Source organism: Escherichia sp. MOD1-EC6475 (genome assembly GCF_003046645.1).
Classification (GTDB): domain Bacteria; phylum Pseudomonadota; class Gammaproteobacteria; order Enterobacterales; family Enterobacteriaceae; genus Escherichia; species Escherichia ruysiae.
In genome coordinates this window covers 1-16,629 of the sequence record NZ_PZKQ01000009.1, presented here as the reverse complement: position 1 = coordinate 16,629, position 16,629 = coordinate 1, and the positions used below count along the sequence as shown (strand labels likewise).

The 16,629-nt window shown below is 51.0% G+C and carries 15 protein-coding genes; 3 read left to right on the top strand and 12 right to left on the bottom strand.

Annotation, left to right across the window (positions count from 1 at the left end; translation table 11 throughout):
• Positions 1-5 precede the first annotated feature (5 nt).
• On the bottom strand, positions 6-560 hold the full coding sequence (locus tag A7589_RS01790; RefSeq protein ID WP_001035172.1) for a tetratricopeptide repeat protein: 555 nt from the start codon (positions 558-560) through the stop codon (positions 6-8).
• A 101-nt stretch (positions 561-661) separates the two neighbouring features.
• Here A7589_RS01790 and A7589_RS01785 point away from each other — a divergent pair, with 101 nt between their 5' ends.
• The gene (locus A7589_RS01785) at positions 662-1,369 is read left to right on the top strand and encodes a DUF1266 domain-containing protein (protein WP_000356617.1); all 708 of its coding nucleotides are present in this window, start codon (positions 662-664) and stop codon (positions 1,367-1,369) included.
• The gene (djlC, locus tag A7589_RS01780; RefSeq protein ID WP_105282658.1) at positions 1,366-2,817 is read left to right on the top strand and encodes a co-chaperone DjlC; all 1,452 of its coding nucleotides are present in this window, start codon (positions 1,366-1,368) and stop codon (positions 2,815-2,817) included. Before A7589_RS01785 ends, djlC begins: the two co-directional genes overlap by 4 nt.
• A gap of 109 nt (positions 2,818-2,926) precedes the next feature.
• On the opposite strand, the gene hscC is transcribed toward djlC, so the two are convergent.
• From hscC to miaB, 11 genes are all read right to left on the bottom strand, one after another.
• A complete protein-coding gene (gene hscC / locus A7589_RS01775; protein WP_108188695.1) occupies positions 2,927-4,597 on the bottom strand; it encodes a molecular chaperone HscC in 1,671 nt (556 codons plus the stop codon).
• An 83-nt stretch (positions 4,598-4,680) separates the two neighbouring features.
• The gene (gene rihA, locus A7589_RS01770; RefSeq protein ID WP_001207504.1) at positions 4,681-5,616 is read right to left on the bottom strand and encodes a pyrimidine-specific ribonucleoside hydrolase RihA; all 936 of its coding nucleotides are present in this window, start codon (positions 5,614-5,616) and stop codon (positions 4,681-4,683) included.
• A gap of 117 nt (positions 5,617-5,733) precedes the next feature.
• Positions 5,734-6,459 (bottom strand): glutamate/aspartate ABC transporter ATP-binding protein GltL, encoded by a 726-nt coding sequence (gltL, locus tag A7589_RS01765; protein WP_000631384.1) that lies wholly within the window; start codon positions 6,457-6,459, stop codon positions 5,734-5,736.
• On the bottom strand, positions 6,459-7,133 hold the full coding sequence (gltK, locus tag A7589_RS01760; RefSeq protein WP_000272811.1) for a glutamate/aspartate ABC transporter permease GltK: 675 nt from the start codon (positions 7,131-7,133) through the stop codon (positions 6,459-6,461). Before gltK ends, gltL begins: the two co-directional genes overlap by 1 nt.
• The gene (gltJ, locus tag A7589_RS01755; RefSeq protein ID WP_000020950.1) at positions 7,133-7,873 is read right to left on the bottom strand and encodes a glutamate/aspartate ABC transporter permease GltJ; all 741 of its coding nucleotides are present in this window, start codon (positions 7,871-7,873) and stop codon (positions 7,133-7,135) included. Before gltJ ends, gltK begins: the two co-directional genes overlap by 1 nt.
• A gap of 170 nt (positions 7,874-8,043) precedes the next feature.
• Positions 8,044-8,952: a glutamate/aspartate ABC transporter substrate-binding protein GltI gene (gene gltI, locus A7589_RS01750; RefSeq protein WP_010357533.1), complete on the bottom strand. Its 909-nt coding sequence runs from the start codon at positions 8,950-8,952 to the stop codon at positions 8,044-8,046.
• A gap of 396 nt (positions 8,953-9,348) precedes the next feature.
• The gene (gene lnt / locus A7589_RS01745) at positions 9,349-10,887 is read right to left on the bottom strand and encodes an apolipoprotein N-acyltransferase (RefSeq protein ID WP_000853078.1); all 1,539 of its coding nucleotides are present in this window, start codon (positions 10,885-10,887) and stop codon (positions 9,349-9,351) included.
• A gap of 24 nt (positions 10,888-10,911) precedes the next feature.
• Positions 10,912-11,790: a CNNM family magnesium/cobalt transport protein CorC gene (corC, locus tag A7589_RS01740; protein ID WP_001278605.1), complete on the bottom strand. Its 879-nt coding sequence runs from the start codon at positions 11,788-11,790 to the stop codon at positions 10,912-10,914.
• 89 nt (positions 11,791-11,879) lie between these two features.
• Positions 11,880-12,347, bottom strand: a complete 468-nt coding sequence (gene ybeY, locus A7589_RS01735) for an rRNA maturation RNase YbeY (protein WP_000084457.1) — start codon at positions 12,345-12,347, stop codon at positions 11,880-11,882.
• Positions 12,344-13,384: a PhoH family protein gene (locus A7589_RS01730; RefSeq protein ID WP_001018040.1), complete on the bottom strand. Its 1,041-nt coding sequence runs from the start codon at positions 13,382-13,384 to the stop codon at positions 12,344-12,346. The genes ybeY and A7589_RS01730 overlap by 4 nt, the downstream gene beginning before the upstream one ends.
• 327 nt (positions 13,385-13,711) lie before the next feature.
• On the bottom strand, positions 13,712-15,136 hold the full coding sequence (miaB, locus tag A7589_RS01725) for a tRNA (N6-isopentenyl adenosine(37)-C2)-methylthiotransferase MiaB (protein WP_000162740.1): 1,425 nt from the start codon (positions 15,134-15,136) through the stop codon (positions 13,712-13,714).
• A 145-nt stretch (positions 15,137-15,281) separates the two neighbouring features.
• Between miaB and ubiF the strand changes: the two genes are divergently transcribed.
• Entirely contained in the window at positions 15,282-16,457 is a 1,176-nt protein-coding gene (gene ubiF / locus A7589_RS01720; RefSeq protein ID WP_000184609.1) for a 3-demethoxyubiquinol 3-hydroxylase, read from the top strand.
• Positions 16,458-16,629: the final 172 nt, after the last annotated feature.

Below are 16,629 nucleotides of genomic sequence, written 5' to 3'. Positions count from 1 at the left end.
CAACCTTAATGTGCGGGAAGTTCAGCCAGTAATCTTTCCGCATTTTTATAATGTTGATCCGCTGCCAGTTTTAGCCATTTGCGTGCTTCATAATTGTTGATGTTAATTCCAGTGCCGTTTCTGTAAATCAAACCCAAAGTGTATTGAGCATGGGCATATCCTTTTTCCGCAGCTTGTTTATACCACTGGATTGCCATTCGACTATCGGGCTTTACACCCAATCCTTTCAGGTAGATCCAACCTAGTTTGCTCTGCGCGCGCGGATTTTCCTGTTCTGCCGATTGCTCATACCAGTATCTCGCCATCGTGTAATCCAGAGGCTTACCATTGCTGCCATGAAGATAAAATCCGCCAAGGCTATATTGTGACGTCGAGTGACCATGAATGGCGGAAAGCTCCGTTGCTGCCGTGGTAAACGGAAGATTGCCCGGTGCGCTTAAATAATCAAAGACATAATTCGCCATAGCTTTATCGCGCAAGGTCGTTTTCTTAGGTTGGCTAATACAAGTGATTGCCGCAACTATAAATATTGCGAATATAAAATATATTTTTTTGTTCATTTATCAATGCTTCGATTTTCTTTTTATTTTGAAAGCGTCAAGTTTATACTCATCATTAATAAAAAAGTAGTCAGTTAATGTACTTAAAGGATTGTTAATAAATGGATAAGGAAGAACAACACCTTCTATTTGCGCTTTCTACGCCAATGGAAATTCTTAATCAGGGATGCAAGCCCGCACATGACTCGCCAAAAATGTATACCGGAATAAAAGAATTTGATCTCTCATCATCCTGGGGAATAAATAATCGTGATGATTTAATTCAGACTATTTACCAGATGACTGATGATGGTCACGCAAATAATTTAGCTGGTTTATATCTGGCATGGCATCGATCTTCCCCTGATGAGTGGAACACATTAATTGCTGGCGGCTCCGAACGCGGGTTGATTTATACCCAATTTGTTGCCGAAACTGCCCTGTGTTGTGGGGAGGCAGGAATCAAAGCCTGGGATTATGTTCGAATGGGGTTTCTGTCACGGGTCGGTGTGCTCAACAAGTGGCTGACGGAAGAAGAGAGTTTATGGCTGCAATCGCGCGTCTATGTACGAGCTCACCATTACTATCACAGCTGGATGCACTATTTTTCTGCCTATTCGTTAGGACGTCTCTACTGGCAATCTTCTCAGTGCGAAGACAACACTTCGCTACGCGAGGCGCTAACCCTGTACAAATACGATAACGCCGGGAGTCGGATGTTCGAAGAGCTGGCAGCGGGAAGCGATCGTTTCTATGCCACGCTTCCCTGGCAACCATTAACTGTCCAGCCTGAATGCCCGGTAACGCTTAAGGATGTGAACGACCTATGAAAACATGTTGGCAAATCCTCGAAATTGAAAGCACGACGCAAATAGACATTATCCGCCAGGCTTATCTTGCTCGCTTACCGTTATGTCATCCCGAAACCGATCCACAAGGGTTTAAAGCATTACGCCAGGCCTATGAAGAGGCGCTGCGATTGGTGGTAAATCCTGTCGAGGAAGCAGATGATGAAGAAAAAGATGCCACCGCTGAACATGAAATACTACGTGCATTCAGGACATTACTGGATTCAGAAAGTGATCGTTTTCAGCCCTCCGCCTGGCAGAAATTTATTCAGCAATTAAATACCTGGAACATGGATGATGTCGATCAATTACGCTGGCCGCTGTGTGCAATCGCTATAGAAGCGCGATATCTTTCATTAAATTGTGCTTCTTTGCTGGCAGAGCGTTTGAACTGGCATTCGTTTAATGACAGCGAAGGAATAGATGAGGAAGAAAGGGAGGCTTTTCTTGAGGCCATTCAGGCTGGTGATTGTTTCGATTTCCTTAGCCTTCTGGAATATCCCGTTGCGTTGCAGAACCAGACGGTTGAGTATTACTTCGCGCTGGAACGTTGCTGCCGTTACCATCCTGACTATGTCACTGCGTTTTTGGCGATGGAAGGTCCGTGGTTCATTCCTGATGATGCGAAGTTGCATCGCAAACTGTTGCGCTGGTACAGCTCGGTGCAAACAGGTATAGCGGAACTCATTCCTGTTGCCCAACAGTGGCAAACGGAAGAATCAGAAAGCGAAGATGCCCGGTATTACCAGTGTGCACAACGTTTGTACTGCGGCGAGGGGGAAAGCCTGCTTGCCGATCTCGGCGCGTACTGGGAAAGTTACCCATCTACACAAGCTGATAATTTGTTGTTGCAGTGGAGCAAGCGTCATTGCCCGGATTATTTCGCGTTATTAGTGATGGTTATCGAAGCGCGGAGCATGATAGATGCGCAAGGTCAACCGCTGAAATATGTTCCTGGTGAGAGCGCCCGGACGCGGCTGTTATGGGCGGAAATTTTACATAGCGGAAAATTATCGCCGTTAGGTCAATCGTTTATTGAGTCGCTATTCTTCAAACGCAAAGCATGGGCGTGGTGGAAATCGAGAGTCGGTAGCGAGACAGAAGAAGATTCACCGTTACTGGATTTGTATCGGGTAGCGGAACAGGTAGTACTTGAAGCGTTTCCGAAACAAGATATGCTGGCCCGTCTTAATACAAGGCTGGAAGGCGGAGATGCTCATCCATTAGAGGCCATTATCACCCGGATGCTGTTGACGAAAGTGAAGCTTGAGCCGGTGGATGAAGATGTCGATGAGCCAACACCTGAAGCACATGAAGAGAAGAATGATGAGGTTGAAAAACCACAGAGCATTTCCAGCATTATCAAAATCAGCTTAACGGTGCTGGTGATAGGTTATGCACTCGGCAAAATTGCGATGTTGTTTAGTTAGATACGATGCTGACGCATCTTATCCTTCAATGTCGGATGCGATGCTGACGCATCTTATCCGACCTACGGGTAGGCGGATAAGGCGTTTACGCCGCATCCGGCAGTCGTGTTCAGGGGATCTCAATTGCCAGATAATCGCTCGCCCGCTGACGAACTTCATCGACGCGCGCCATATCGTTTGACTGCAACGCCGCATCAAAATCGGTGATCACCCGACCAATATCTTCTCGCTCGTCACCCAGCGCCCGCGCCCACAACTCTTCCAGTTTGGCTTTAAAGGTGCGATTGATGAGCATATCGCGCGGATAAATTTTCAATGCGGATAACCGCGTCCGACTCTCTTCAATCTGCTGCGTGCTCAATGTTACCGGGCTGTGGTTAATCACTCTGGACTTAACGCTGCCGTCTTCCAGAAGCACGTCAACTTCAAGCAAACCGTTGATATCATAACTAAAGCGAATATCAATTGATTGATAAGCCCCGGTTTTCTTCAACGGCACATCGAAGGACTCTACCAGGATATTATTCTTAACTTTGTGGTTTTCCCCCTGGTAAACATTCACCGTAATTGAATCCTGCTCCGGGTGCATGGTCGAGTAAGTTTCGACTCGTGACACAGGCACCGTGGTGTTTCGCTCAATAATCGGCGAGAAAATGCCGGAAACGCCCTGGCGGTTAACTTCAACGCCTAAAGAGTAGGGACAGATATCAGTAAGGATCACTTCTTCGATATCTTCGCTACGTAAGCGGCAGGCGGCCTGGATTGCTGCGCCCAGAGCGACAATGGTGCTCGGGTCGTAACTTTGATACGGTAATTTGCCAAACAGACGCACGGCGATTCGCTGTACCAGCGGCATTTGCGACGCGCCGCCAACCAGCACCAGACTGTCGATTTGACTCGGCTTCAGACGTGCATCGCGCAACGCCTGTTCAATTGGCACTCGCAAGCGATTGAGCAGCGGCAACCACAAATCTTCCAGTTCGTTCTCGTAAAATTCGCATTCCCGCGTTTCATCCTGGTACTGCCAGCGAATGTGCATTGGCGAATGATTGCTACATTTTGCCGCTTCCACACAGGCGTACAAGGCTGCCAGTTCACTCTCGTTAAGCGTGGTCCTGGCGACATCCGCGCGCTTTAAAACGTCATCGACCAGCATATGGGTAAAATCTTCGCCACCAAGAAAGTTGTCGCCAGCGGAGGCGTGAACTTCAATCACCGGCGTGGCGTACTCAAGCACCGTGACGTCAAACGTGCCGCCACCGAGATCAAACACCAGCGAGCGGGTGTTTTGCTGCGTATGCAGGCCATAAGCCATCGCGGCTGCCGTGGGTTCATTAATTAAGCGTACCGCATTTAACCCTGCCAACTCTGCTGCTAAACGGGTATGTTTGCGTTGTTCATCACTGAAATAAGCCGGAACGGAGATCACCACATCTTTAATTGGGCGTTGCAGAAATTCTTCGGCATCTTCTTTTAATGAACGTAATACCAAAGAAGACAATTCCGGCGCGTTAAATGTGCCATTGCCTAAGTGCCAGTTGGTATTACTGCCTATGGCACGTTTAAATAACGCAGCGGTTTTATCAGGATGTGAAGTACGCCGTGATACAGCCGGTTTTCCGACCAGAATATGATTATTTTCATCCATGCTAATTATAGATGGTGTTAAATATTCACCGAATTTATTTGGAATTAATTTCGCGGCACCGTCTTTCCAGACGGCAATTAAACTATTGGTAGTACCGAGATCGATACCAATGGCGAGTTCTGCATTATCCATTGCATTTATATCTTGAAGGAAAAAGAGAGCGCCAGAGTAAGACCACCACATTTTTACATGGTGATCTTAATCAATGACGTGTATTAAGCGTAAAATTTCAGACGATCTGCCAGTAAATCAACAAAGCCCTGACGATCAACATCGACCATTACAGTGGCATTCGGTTTATTGCCGGTCAGATAGTAATAATCAACAACTGTCATGCCCTGGGTATATTTCCCTTGCGTTTCGACGCCAACCCAGCGTTCAACGGTGGTGAACAGTTCAGGTTTCAGCAGCCAGGCGATGGTGCATGGGTCATGCAGCGGTGCGCCAACAAATCCCCATTTTTCATCTTTATGATATTCGAGGAAGAAATCCAGCAGTTCGGCGACGATGGTTGAAATCGGGTTGCCAATCGCGCGGAAACGCTCGGTGTCCTCAACGTGAATTTGCGCTTTGTGAGTGACATCCAGACCTGCCATTACCACAGGAATTCCAGACTGGAAGACAATTTCTGCTGCTTCCGGGTCAACGTAAATATTAAATTCAGCCGCTGGCGTCCAGTTACCAAGCCCCATTGCACCGCCCATAATCACGATACGGGCAATTTTGCTATGCAGTTCCGGATGGCTATTGAGCAGCAAGGCGACGTTAGTTTGCGGTCCGGTAGAGACAATGGTGACGGGTTCCACACTTTCACGCAGCGTTTTCGCCATCAGCTCCACCGCCGTGCAGTTTTGCGGTGCGAATGCGGGTTCCGGTAATGCCGGGCCGTCGAGACCGCTTTCGCCGTGCACGTTGTCTGCGATAATCAACTCACGCATTAACGGTTTCACCGCGCCGCCTGCCACCGGAATATCGGTGCGATTAAGCAGGGTCAGCATACGCAGAACATTACGTAATGTTTTTTCTGGTGTCTGGTTTCCGGCAGAAGACGTAATTGCTTTGACATCAAGCTCTGGTGAGGCGAGGGCGAGAACTATTGCGATAGCGTCATCATGACCTGGGTCGCAATCTAACAGAATTGGCAGTGCCATTGTTGCTCCTTGTTGTGTGCTTCTTTGCGACAAGGGTAACGCCAGGATGTAACAGATACGAGGAGCGAAACGATAAAGCGTGAGATGGCGCGCACTTGGCTATGCGCGCCAGAGTGATTAATGCAGGATTTTCGCGAGGAAGTCTTTTGCGCGGTCCGATTTCGGATCATCGAAGAAAGCGTCTTTCGGCGAGTCCTCGACAATCTTTCCCTCGTCCATAAAGATCACCCGATTCGCCACTTTACGGGCAAAGCCCATTTCGTGGGTCACCACCATCATGGTCATCCCCTCGTTCGCCAGTTCGACCATCACGTCCAGTACTTCGTTGATCATCTCCGGATCCAGCGCCGATGTCGGTTCGTCGAACAGCATGGCGATGGGGTCCATACATAACGCGCGAGCGATTGCCACACGCTGCTGCTGACCACCGGAAAGCTGCGCCGGAAACTTATTGGCGTGAGCAGAAAGCCCGACTCGCTCCAGCAGTTTCAGTGCTTTTTCACGAGCCGGCGCTTTATCGCGTTTAAGTACTTTCACCTGCGCCAGCGTCAGGTTTTCGATAATCGACAGATGGGGAAACAGCTCAAAATGCTGGAACACCATTCCCACACGGGAGCGCAGCTTTGCCAGATCGGTTTTCTTATCGTTAACCACGATGCCATCGACGGTAATTTCGCCTTGCTGCACCGGTTCGAGGCCGTTGACGGTTTTAATCAGCGTTGATTTACCGGAACCAGACGGGCCGCAAACCACCACTACTTCACCTTTTTTCACTTCGGTTGAGCAGTCGGTCAGCACCTGAAAGTGACCATACCATTTTGAAACATTTTTCAGGGTAATCATTATGCTGTCCTTCTTTTCAAGTAGCTGACCAACAACGATGCGCTAAGGCTAATAACGAAATAAACAAATCCGGCAAACAGGATCATCTCAACCTGCGTACCATCACGCTCACCAATGGTTGAGGCGGTACGGAAGAAATCAGCCAGAGATAACACATACACCAGCGAGGTATCCTGGAACAGAACGATGCCCTGAGTGAGCAGCAGCGGCACCATTGCACGAAACGCCTGTGGCAGAATGATGAGTTTCATCGACTGCCAGTGAGTCATCCCCAGCGCCAGCGCGGCGCTCGACTGCCCACGAGAAATACTTTGAATACCGGCACGGATAATCTCTGAATAGTAGGCCGCTTCAAACATCGAAAACGCCACCATCGCAGAAATTAAGCGGATATCGGTTTTCGGCGATAATCCCAGCACGTTTTGCAGAAAACCCGGCACAATCAGGTAAAACCATAGCAAAACCATGACTAAAGGAATCGAGCGGAATACGTTAACGTAGGCTTTGGCAAACCAAGCAATCGGCGCAAAGCTGGACAGGCGCATCACTGCCAGCATGGTGCCCCACAAAATACCAATCACGACTGCTGTGACAGTGATTTTCAGGGTGATCACCAGCCCATCCAGCAGATACGGCAGGGAAGGGACAATAGAACTCCAGTCAAACTCGTACATTATTTGCCTCCCATGTTGCCGGGCAGGCGAACTTTACGTTCAACCAGCGTCATCACCAGCATGATAACCGCGTTAATCAACACATACGCCAGCGTAATAGCAGTGAACGATTCCCAGGCGTGAGCGGAGTAATCGAGCAATTTACCGGCCTGCGCCGCCATATCGACCAGCCCGATGGTCGAGGCGATGGCGGAGTTTTTCACCAGGTTCATCATCTCGGACGTCATCGGCGGGACGATAACACGATAAGCGTTAGGCAGCAGTACGTAGCGGTAAGCCTGCGGTAGCGTCAAACCCATTGCCAGCGCGGCATTTTTTTGCCCACGGGGTAACGACTGGATCGCGGCGCGTACCTGTTCGCAAACACGGGCGGCGGTAAACAGCCCCAGGCAAAGCATGGAGGAGAGGAAAAACTGAATATTAGGATCCAGCTCCGCCTTAAACCACATGCCAATTTTCTCTGGCAGTAGCTCCGGGATCACCAGATACCAGGTAAAGAACTGCACAATCAGTGGCACGTTGCGGAACAGTTCGACATACAACGTACCCAGACCGGAGAGAAAACGGTTAGGAACGGTACGCAAAATGCCGAATAACGAGCCGACGAGGAAAGCGATAATCCAGGCGCAGATCGACAGAGCGATCGTCACCTGAAAGCCGCTCCAGATCCAGCCGAGATAGGTGGTGTTGCCGAACGGGGCTTGTTGTAAAAAAATACCCCAGTTCCAGTCTATAGACATAAATCTACTCCAGAAAAAAAGAGGGTAGCAGCGTTAACTGCTACCCTCGAAGATTGTTACCCAGCGTATTGCGGTTTTCAGGCCCGATGGGGAACGACCATCAGGCGTATAGTCTGTCCGTGCTACGTAACAATCGAGAGGGCTGGAATTTCCGCCCCTGGTTCTTGTAATTAGTTCAGTGCCTTGTCATTCGGTTCTTTGAACAGAGCTTTCATTTCGTCTGACAGTTCGAAATTCATGTTCAGGTTTTTCGGCGGAATTGGATTTTTGAACCACTTATCAAACCATTTTTCCGCTTCACCGGAGGTCTGCACCTGAGCGATAGTGTCATCCATCAGCTTTTTGAACTGCGGATCGTCTTTACGCAACATGCAGCCGTAAGCTTCCTGAGACTGCGGTTTGCCGACGATTTCCCAGTTGTCTGGTTTCTTCGCTTTCGCACGTTCACCGGCCAGCAGGGCATCGTCCATCATAAAGGCAACGGCACGACCGCTTTCCAGGGTGCGGAAAGAGTCACCGTGATCTTTGGCGCTGATGATGCGCATATTCATTTTTTGCTCTTCATTCAGTTTGTTGAGCAAAACTTCAGAAGTGGTGCCGGAAGTTACGACTACGGCTTTATCTTTCAGATCGGCAAAATCTTTAACATCGCCGCCTTTTTTGGTCAGCAGGCGCGTACCGACCACGAAAATGGTGTCAGAGAAAGCGGCCTGTTTCTGGCGTTCGAGGTTGTTGGTGGTTGAACCGCATTCAAAATCGAAAGTGCCGTTTTGTAGCAGCGGAATACGATTTTGTGAGGTGATCGGAATCAGTTTCACCTGTAAGTCCGGTTTGTTGAGTTTCTTTTTCACTGCTTCAACGATGGCGTTGGAGTAATCCTGTGAGTAACCCACCACTTTTTGCTGATTGTCGTAATAAGAGAAAGGTACTGAAGATTCACGGTGACCGACGACAATCACGCCGTTTTTGGCGATTTTGTCCAGCGTACTGCCAGCTGCCGGGGCAGCGTCTTCTGCCTGTGCCAGACCTGCAGAAAGCGCCAGGGCCAGGATTGCTGCGGCAGGTTTACGTAGTTGCATATCCAACTCCTTTATCTCCTGCGTTAAGAACGCATGGATACCCGTTGTGAGTGTTTGTGTTGTTATCATCTGCAACTTTATTGTGCAGTGTTGTGCTTGTTAGGTAACATTTAGTTTGGCTAAATGTAAAGATATTGCTGTTTTATTGTTTGTTTTTGCGAGATGTACCGCACCATTCCGAAGCAAAATTCTTAAAATGCACTCTTTTGGTGCTGCCCGTGGATTGCTGTGGTGCAACCGGGTTGTACTGACGCCGGTTCAAGGTTTGCCTTGTATAACAAAGCAATAGATGTGCCAAAGTTGGAGGGACGTATTTTGTCATCCGGATAATGCATTGACGCTGCATCCGGTGAATGTGCCGAAATACGGGATGTATTCCGGCACGATAAGAAGGGATTATTTACGTCGCTGACGCAGACTCATCAGCACAGCGGCAAAACCAAACAGTGCTGTCAGTACCCACAGCGGCCAGTTGCCGGTACGTGCGTACGGTGTGAGTCCGGTGGTTGGCGTCACGTGAGTGGTCAACACCTCGCGGGTGAATTGCGGGATCATCGCCTGAATCTCACCTTGCGGACCAATTACCGCCGTAATGCCGTTGTTGGTGCTACGCAGCAGCGGGCGCGCCAGCTCCAGCGCACGCATTCGCGCCATCTGGAAGTGCTGCCACGGACCAATAGACTTACCAAACCACGCATCGTTTGAGATGGTCAGCAGATAGTCGGTATCCGGACGGAAGTTATCGCGCACCTGCTCGCCGAGAATGATCTCGTAGCAAATGGCCGCAGTCAGCTCAATACCATTCACCGACAGCGGTGGCTGGATATATGGTCCACGGCTGAATGAGGACATCGGCAGATCAAAGAACGGCGCTAACGGACGCAGAATCGATTCCAGCGGGACAAACTCGCCAAACGGCACCAGATGGTTTTTGTTATAGCGATCGGCTGATTCGTAGCTGTACGGCGCACCTTTACCCAGCGTAATGATGGTGTTGTAGGTATCGTAGCGGTTCTGCTTATTGAGGCGCGCGTCGACAATCCCGGTTACCAGTGAACTACCTTTATCGCGCAACTCACTGTCCAGTGCTTTGAGGAACGGTTGCTGATTAATTTCCAGATCGGTTATCGCCGACTCCGGCCAGATAATCAGTGAAGATTTGCCCATCAGCGGCGCCGTCGCGTTGTAATAAATTTTCAGCGTATTAAGAAGCTGGCTTTCATCCCACTTCAGCGATTGCGGAATATCGCCCTGAACCATCGAAACCTGAATGGTTTTCTCCGGTTGCTGGGTAAACCACTGGATGTAACGCAGCGGGAAGGGAAGGGCAAACAGCACGACGGCTACCACCAGCGGACGCCAGTTGCGTTTGACCAGCGCCAGCGCCAACAGGCCGCTTACCATCATCAGCAGGAAGTTAATGGCTTCCACGCCCATTATCGGTGCCAGCCCTTTTAACGGGCCGTCAATCTGACTATAGCCGAACTGTAACCACGGGAAGCCAGTCAGCACCCAACCGCGCAGAAACTCGGTCACTTGCCAGAGGGCAGGAGCCGCAATGGCTACGCGCAACCAGGTCGTTTTCGGCCACAGCCGCGACAGCACACCGGCAAACAGCCCGGTATACAACGACAGATACGCCGCCAGCAGTACCACCAGGAAGATGTTTACCGGGCCAGGCATCCCGCCAAAGGTCGCAATGCTGACATAGACCCAGTTAATACCGCTGCCAAAGAGACCAAATCCCCAGCAGAAGCCGATAGCGGCAGACTGGAGTGGGCAACGGTTAAAGGTTAGTGCCTGCAACCCCATCAGCGAAACAATCGCCGCAGGCCAGACATCATAAGGAGAGAAGGCCAGCGTTCCGCAGGCACCGAATAATAACGCCAGCAGCAGGCGAATGCGCTGGCGTTCAATTAATGAGGCAAAAGCCATGTAGTTATCTATCCAGTTTCGGTTTTATTCATCCAGCTTCGGCTGGGGTGAGTCATCCGGGATTTTGACATGAACCTGAATAATACGCCGACTGTCAGCCATCGCCACCTTGAACTGGTAACCGTCGATGTCGATGGTTTCGCCACGCGCCGGAAGATGCCCAAATGCCTGCATCACCAGACCACCGATAGTGTCGACCTCTTCATCGCTAAAGTGGGTGCCGAACGCTTCGTTGAAGTCTTCAATGGAAGCCAGTGCGCGCACGGTCCAGGTATGACGACTCAGCTGACGGAAGTCGATATCATCTTCTTCGTCATACTCGTCTTCAATCTCACCAACAATCAGTTCCAGGATGTCTTCAATGGTCACCAGACCGGAAACACCACCGAATTCGTCAATGACGATCGCCATGTGGTAACGCTGAGAGCGAAACTCTTTCAGCATCCGGTCTACGCGCTTACTTTCAGGAACGACAACCGCCTGACGTAACACTTTGTCCATGCTGAAGGCTTCAGCATCGCTACGCATAAACGGCAGCAAGTCTTTCGCCATCAGAATCCCTTCAATGTGATCTTTGTCTTCGCTAATCACCGGGAAACGTGAGTGGGCGGACTCGATGATGACATCAAGGCATTCGTCCAGCGTCTGGTTGCGTTTCAGGGTAATCATCTGGGAGCGGGGGATCATGATGTCGCGAACGCGTTGGTCTGCGATGTCCATTACCCCTTCGAGCATATCGCGCGTATCTTCGTCGATAAGGTCGTTCTGCCCGGAATCACGGATCAGCGCCAGCAGTTCGTCACGGTTTTTCGGTTCACCGTGGAAAAGTTGGCTGAGTAACAGGGAGAAAAATCCCTTCTTGTTGCTTATCGTGTCACTACTGTGTGAATTGTCGTCGCTCATGGCGTCGTATGGGTTCTCATGTTAGTTAATCAAAACGCCGTCGTTAATCGCCAACGGCGGGGACGTTTGCCAGTCAAATGCCTGGCAAATCACTCTTTCTCGGCAATGTACGGATCCTCATAGCCCAGAGCAAGCATAATCTCTGTTTCGAGGGCTTCCATCTCTTCTGCTTCGTCATCTTCGATGTGATCGTAACCTAACAAATGCAGACTGCCGTGCACCACCATATGCGCCCAGTGCGCCTCCAGTGGTTTGCCTTGCTCCTGTGCTTCCTTCTCAACCACCTGACGGCAGATAACCAGATCGCCCAGCAGCGACATCTCCATGCCAGGCGGCACTTCAAACGGGAAGGAGAGCACGTTGGTCGGCTTATCCTTACCGCGATAGGTCAGATTCAGACTGTGGCTTTCGGCGGTATCGACTAGGCGAATAGTCACTTCCGATTCTTCCTGAAACTGCGGGATCACCGCATTCAGCCATGTCTGAAACTGGCTCTCTTCCGGCAACCCGGAATTATCTTCACATGCCAGTTGTAAATCGAGGATCACCTGACTCATTTTTGTTCCTGTTCTTCGCGCTTGCGTTCTGCCGCCAGCGCCGCTTTTCGTTTTTGTTCGGCTTCTTCCCAGGCTTCATAGGCGTTAACGATACGCGCCACCACCGGGTGACGAACCACGTCTTCGCTGTGGAAGAAGTTAAAGCTGATCTCTTCGACATCGGCCAGCACTTCGATGGCATGACGTAAGCCTGATTTAGTATTACGCGGCAGGTCGATCTGTGTGACGTCGCCGGTGATAACTGCTTTTGAGTTAAAACCGATACGGGTCAGGAACATCTTCATCTGTTCGATGGTGGTGTTCTGGCTCTCATCGAGAATGATAAAGGCGTCATTCAGCGTACGACCACGCATATAGGCCAGCGGCGCGACTTCAATAACGTTGCGCTCAATCAGTTTCTCGACTTTCTCAAAGCCAAGCATTTCAAACAGCGCGTCGTACAGCGGGCGCAGATACGGGTCTACTTTCTGGCTTAAATCGCCAGGCAGAAAACCCAGCTTCTCACCGGCCTCTACTGCTGGACGAGTCAGCAGAATACGGCGGATTTCCTGACGTTCCAGGGCATCAACCGCCGCAGCTACCGCCAGGTAGGTTTTACCCGTACCCGCCGGGCCAACGCCGAAAGTGATGTCATGGTCGAGAATATTGGCGATGTACTGCGCCTGGTTTGGCGTGCGCGGCTTAATTACGCCGCGTTTGGTTTTGATATTGACCGCTTTGCCGTACTCCGGCACGCTCTCCGCGCTTTGCTCCAGCACTCGCGCTTCTTTAATCGCAAGGTGGATCTGTTCCGGCTCGATATCCTGAATCTGACCGCGCATCGGGGCAGTATCGACATACAGGCTACGCAGAATGTCTGCCGCAGCGGTGACGCAAATCGGACGGCCGGTCAGTTTAAAGTGGTTATCGCGGCGATTGATCTCGATGCCGAGACGGCGTTCGAGCTGCTTGATGTTGTCATCAAACGGGCCGCACAGGCTCAACAGACGCGCATTGTCTGCTGGCTCCAGGGTGATTTCGCGAGTGTCTATGTTCAAACCGTTCCTCTTATCTGTATGCCGCCGGAAGCTGAACATTCACCGGCCTATAAGGAAATTATTCACGCCACAGGAAAAAGGCGCAAGCATTGCGATAAAGATGGGGATAAAGAGAGAAAAAACAAGGCCCACCGGAACGGCGGGCCAGTGATAATTGACGGAGTGCGTATTGTTCATGCCGGATGCGGCGTAAACGCCTTATCCAGCCTACAAATTCATGCGAATTCAATATATTGCAGGAATCATGTAGGCCTGATAAGCGTAGCGCATCAGGCAATTTGCATTTGTCGTCAATCTCATAACTTGCCGGAACGGCGAGCCTGAGAATTACGGCTGATAATAACCCACGCCAAGGTCATTTTCTTTGCGGGTACGGGCAATCACCGATTCTGGTGTTTCTGCCACGCGCAGACCCATTTCATCTTCAGTTCGCACCACTTTACCGCGCAGAGAGTTCGGGTAGACGTCGGTAATTTCTACATCGACGAATTTACCGATCATATCCGGTGTGCCCTCGAAGTTGACCACGCGGTTATTTTCGGTACGCCCGGAAAGCTCCATGATGCTCTTACGTGAAGTCCCTTCTACCAGAATACGCTGGGTGGTGCCGAGCATCCGGCGGCTCCATGCCATCGCTTGCTGATTAATGCGCTCTTGCAGAATATACAGACGCTGCTTCTTCTCTTCTTCCGGAACATCATCAACCATATCGGCGGCAGGCGTTCCTGGACGTGCTGAGAAGATAAAGCTGTAGCTCATGTCGAAATTGACGTCGGCAATCAGCTTCATCGTTTTCTCGAAGTCTTCGGTGGTTTCGCCAGGGAAGCCAACGATGAAGTCAGAACTGATCTGAATATCCGGACGCGCCGCACGCAGTTTACGGATGATCGCTTTGTACTCCAGCGCCGTGTGGGTACGCCCCATCAGGTTCAGAATGCGATCGGAACCGCTTTGTACCGGCAGGTGCAGGAAGCTCACCAGCTCCGGCGTGTCGCGATACACTTCGATAATATCGTCGGTGAATTCGATCGGATGGCTGGTGGTAAAGCGAATACGATCGATCCCGTCGATCGCTGCAACCAGACGCAGCAGATCGGCAAACGATCCAGTGGTGCCGTCGTAGTTTTCACCACGCCAGGCGTTCACGTTCTGACCGAGCAGGTTGACTTCACGCACGCCCTGAGCCGCAAGCTGGGCAATCTCAAACAGAATATCGTCGGATGGACGGCTTACCTCTTCACCACGGGTGTAAGGCACCACGCAGTAGGTGCAATATTTATTGCAGCCTTCCATGATGGAGACAAATGCGGTCGGCCCTTCGGCGCGCGGTTCCGGCAGACGGTCAAACTTCTCGATTTCCGGGAAGCTGATATCTACAACCGGGCTGCGGTCGCCGCGCACAGAGTTGATCATCTCCGGCAGGCGGTGCAGCGTTTGCGGCCCAAAAATAATATCGACATAGTGGGCGCGCTGGCGAATGTGCTCGCCTTCTTGCGATGCCACGCAGCCACCGACGCCGATAATCAGGTCTGGATTCTTCTCTTTTAACAGTTTCCAGCGACCCAACTGATGGAAGACTTTTTCCTGAGCCTTCTCGCGGATTGAGCAGGTGTTCAGCAGCAGCACATCCGCTTCTTCCGCCACGTCGGTCAGTTGATAGCCGTGGGTGGCATCCAGCAGATCGGCCATCTTCGATGAATCGTACTCGTTCATCTGACAGCCCCAGGTTTTAATATGGAGTTTTTTGGTCATCGACTTGCTCTTGCGAAATAGTAGCCAGGAATGCAGGGCGCATAGTGTAATGCTTTGCTGCCGTTGTGACCAGTATGAGCGTTATCAGCCCTTGGGGGTAAAAATCCTGTAAACTTAAAGCATATTGCTAACAGGATGATTGACCATGACAAATCAACCAACGGAAATTGCCATTGTCGGCGGAGGAATGGTCGGTGGCGCACTGGCGCTGGGACTGGCACAGCACGGATTTACGGTAACGGTGATCGAGCACGCAGAACCTGCACCGTTTGTCGCTGACAGCCAACCGGACGTTCGGATCTCAGCGATCAGCGCGGCTTCGGTATCATTGCTTAAAGGTTTAGGCGTCTGGGATGCGGTACAGGCCATGCGTTGCCATCCTTACCGCAGACTGGAAACGTGGGAGTGGGAAACGGCGCATGTGGTGTTTGACGCCGCTGAACTTAAGCTACCGTTGCTTGGCTATATGGTGGAAAACACGGTCCTGCAACAGGCGCTGTGGCAGGCGCTGGAAGCGCATCCGAAAGTAACGCTACGTGTGCCAACCTCGCTGATTGCGCTGCATCGCCATAATGATCTTCAGGAGCTGGAACTGAAGGGCGGTGAAACGATCCGCGCGAAACTGGTGATTGGTGCCGACGGCGCAAATTCGCAGGTGCGGCAGATGGCGGGAATTGGCGTTCATGCCTGGCAGTATGCGCAGTCGTGTATGTTGATTAGCGTACAGTGTGAGAACGATCCCGGCGACAGCACCTGGCAGCAATTTACCCCGGACGGACCGCGTGCGTTTCTGCCGTTGTTTGATAACTGGGCATCGCTGGTGTGGTATGACTCTCCGGCGCGTATTCGCCAGTTGCAGAATATGAATATGGCGCAGCTCCAGACGGAAATCGCGAAACATTTCCCGTCGCGTCTGGGTTATGTGACGCCGCTTGCCGCAGGCGCTTTTCCGCTGACGCGCCGTCATGCATTGCAGTATGTTCAGCCAGGGCTTGCGCTGGTGGGCGATGCCGCGCATACCATCCATCCGCTGGCGGGGCAGGGGGTGAATCTTGGTTATCGTGATGTCGATGCCCTGATTGACGTTCTGGTGAACGCCCGCAGCTACGGCGAAGCGTGGGCCAGTTATCCGATCCTCAAACGTTACCAGATGCGGCGCATGGCGGATAACTTTATTATGCAGAGCGGTATGGATCTGTTTTATGCCGGATTCAGCAATAATCTGCCGCCGCTGCGTTTTATGCGTAATCTCGGATTAATGGCGGCGGAGCGTGCTGGCGTTTTGAAACGTCAGGCGCTGAAATATGCGTTAGGATTATAGCCTTACAACATTGCCGGATGCATGCCAACCGTAGGTCGGATAAGACGCGGCAGCGTCGCATCCGACATTGAAGGATAAGACGTGTCAACATCGCATTCGACATTGAATATACGCAGAAAAGCAAAAAGCTCGCCGAAGCGAGCTTTTTTAATGTGGCTGGGGTACGAGGATT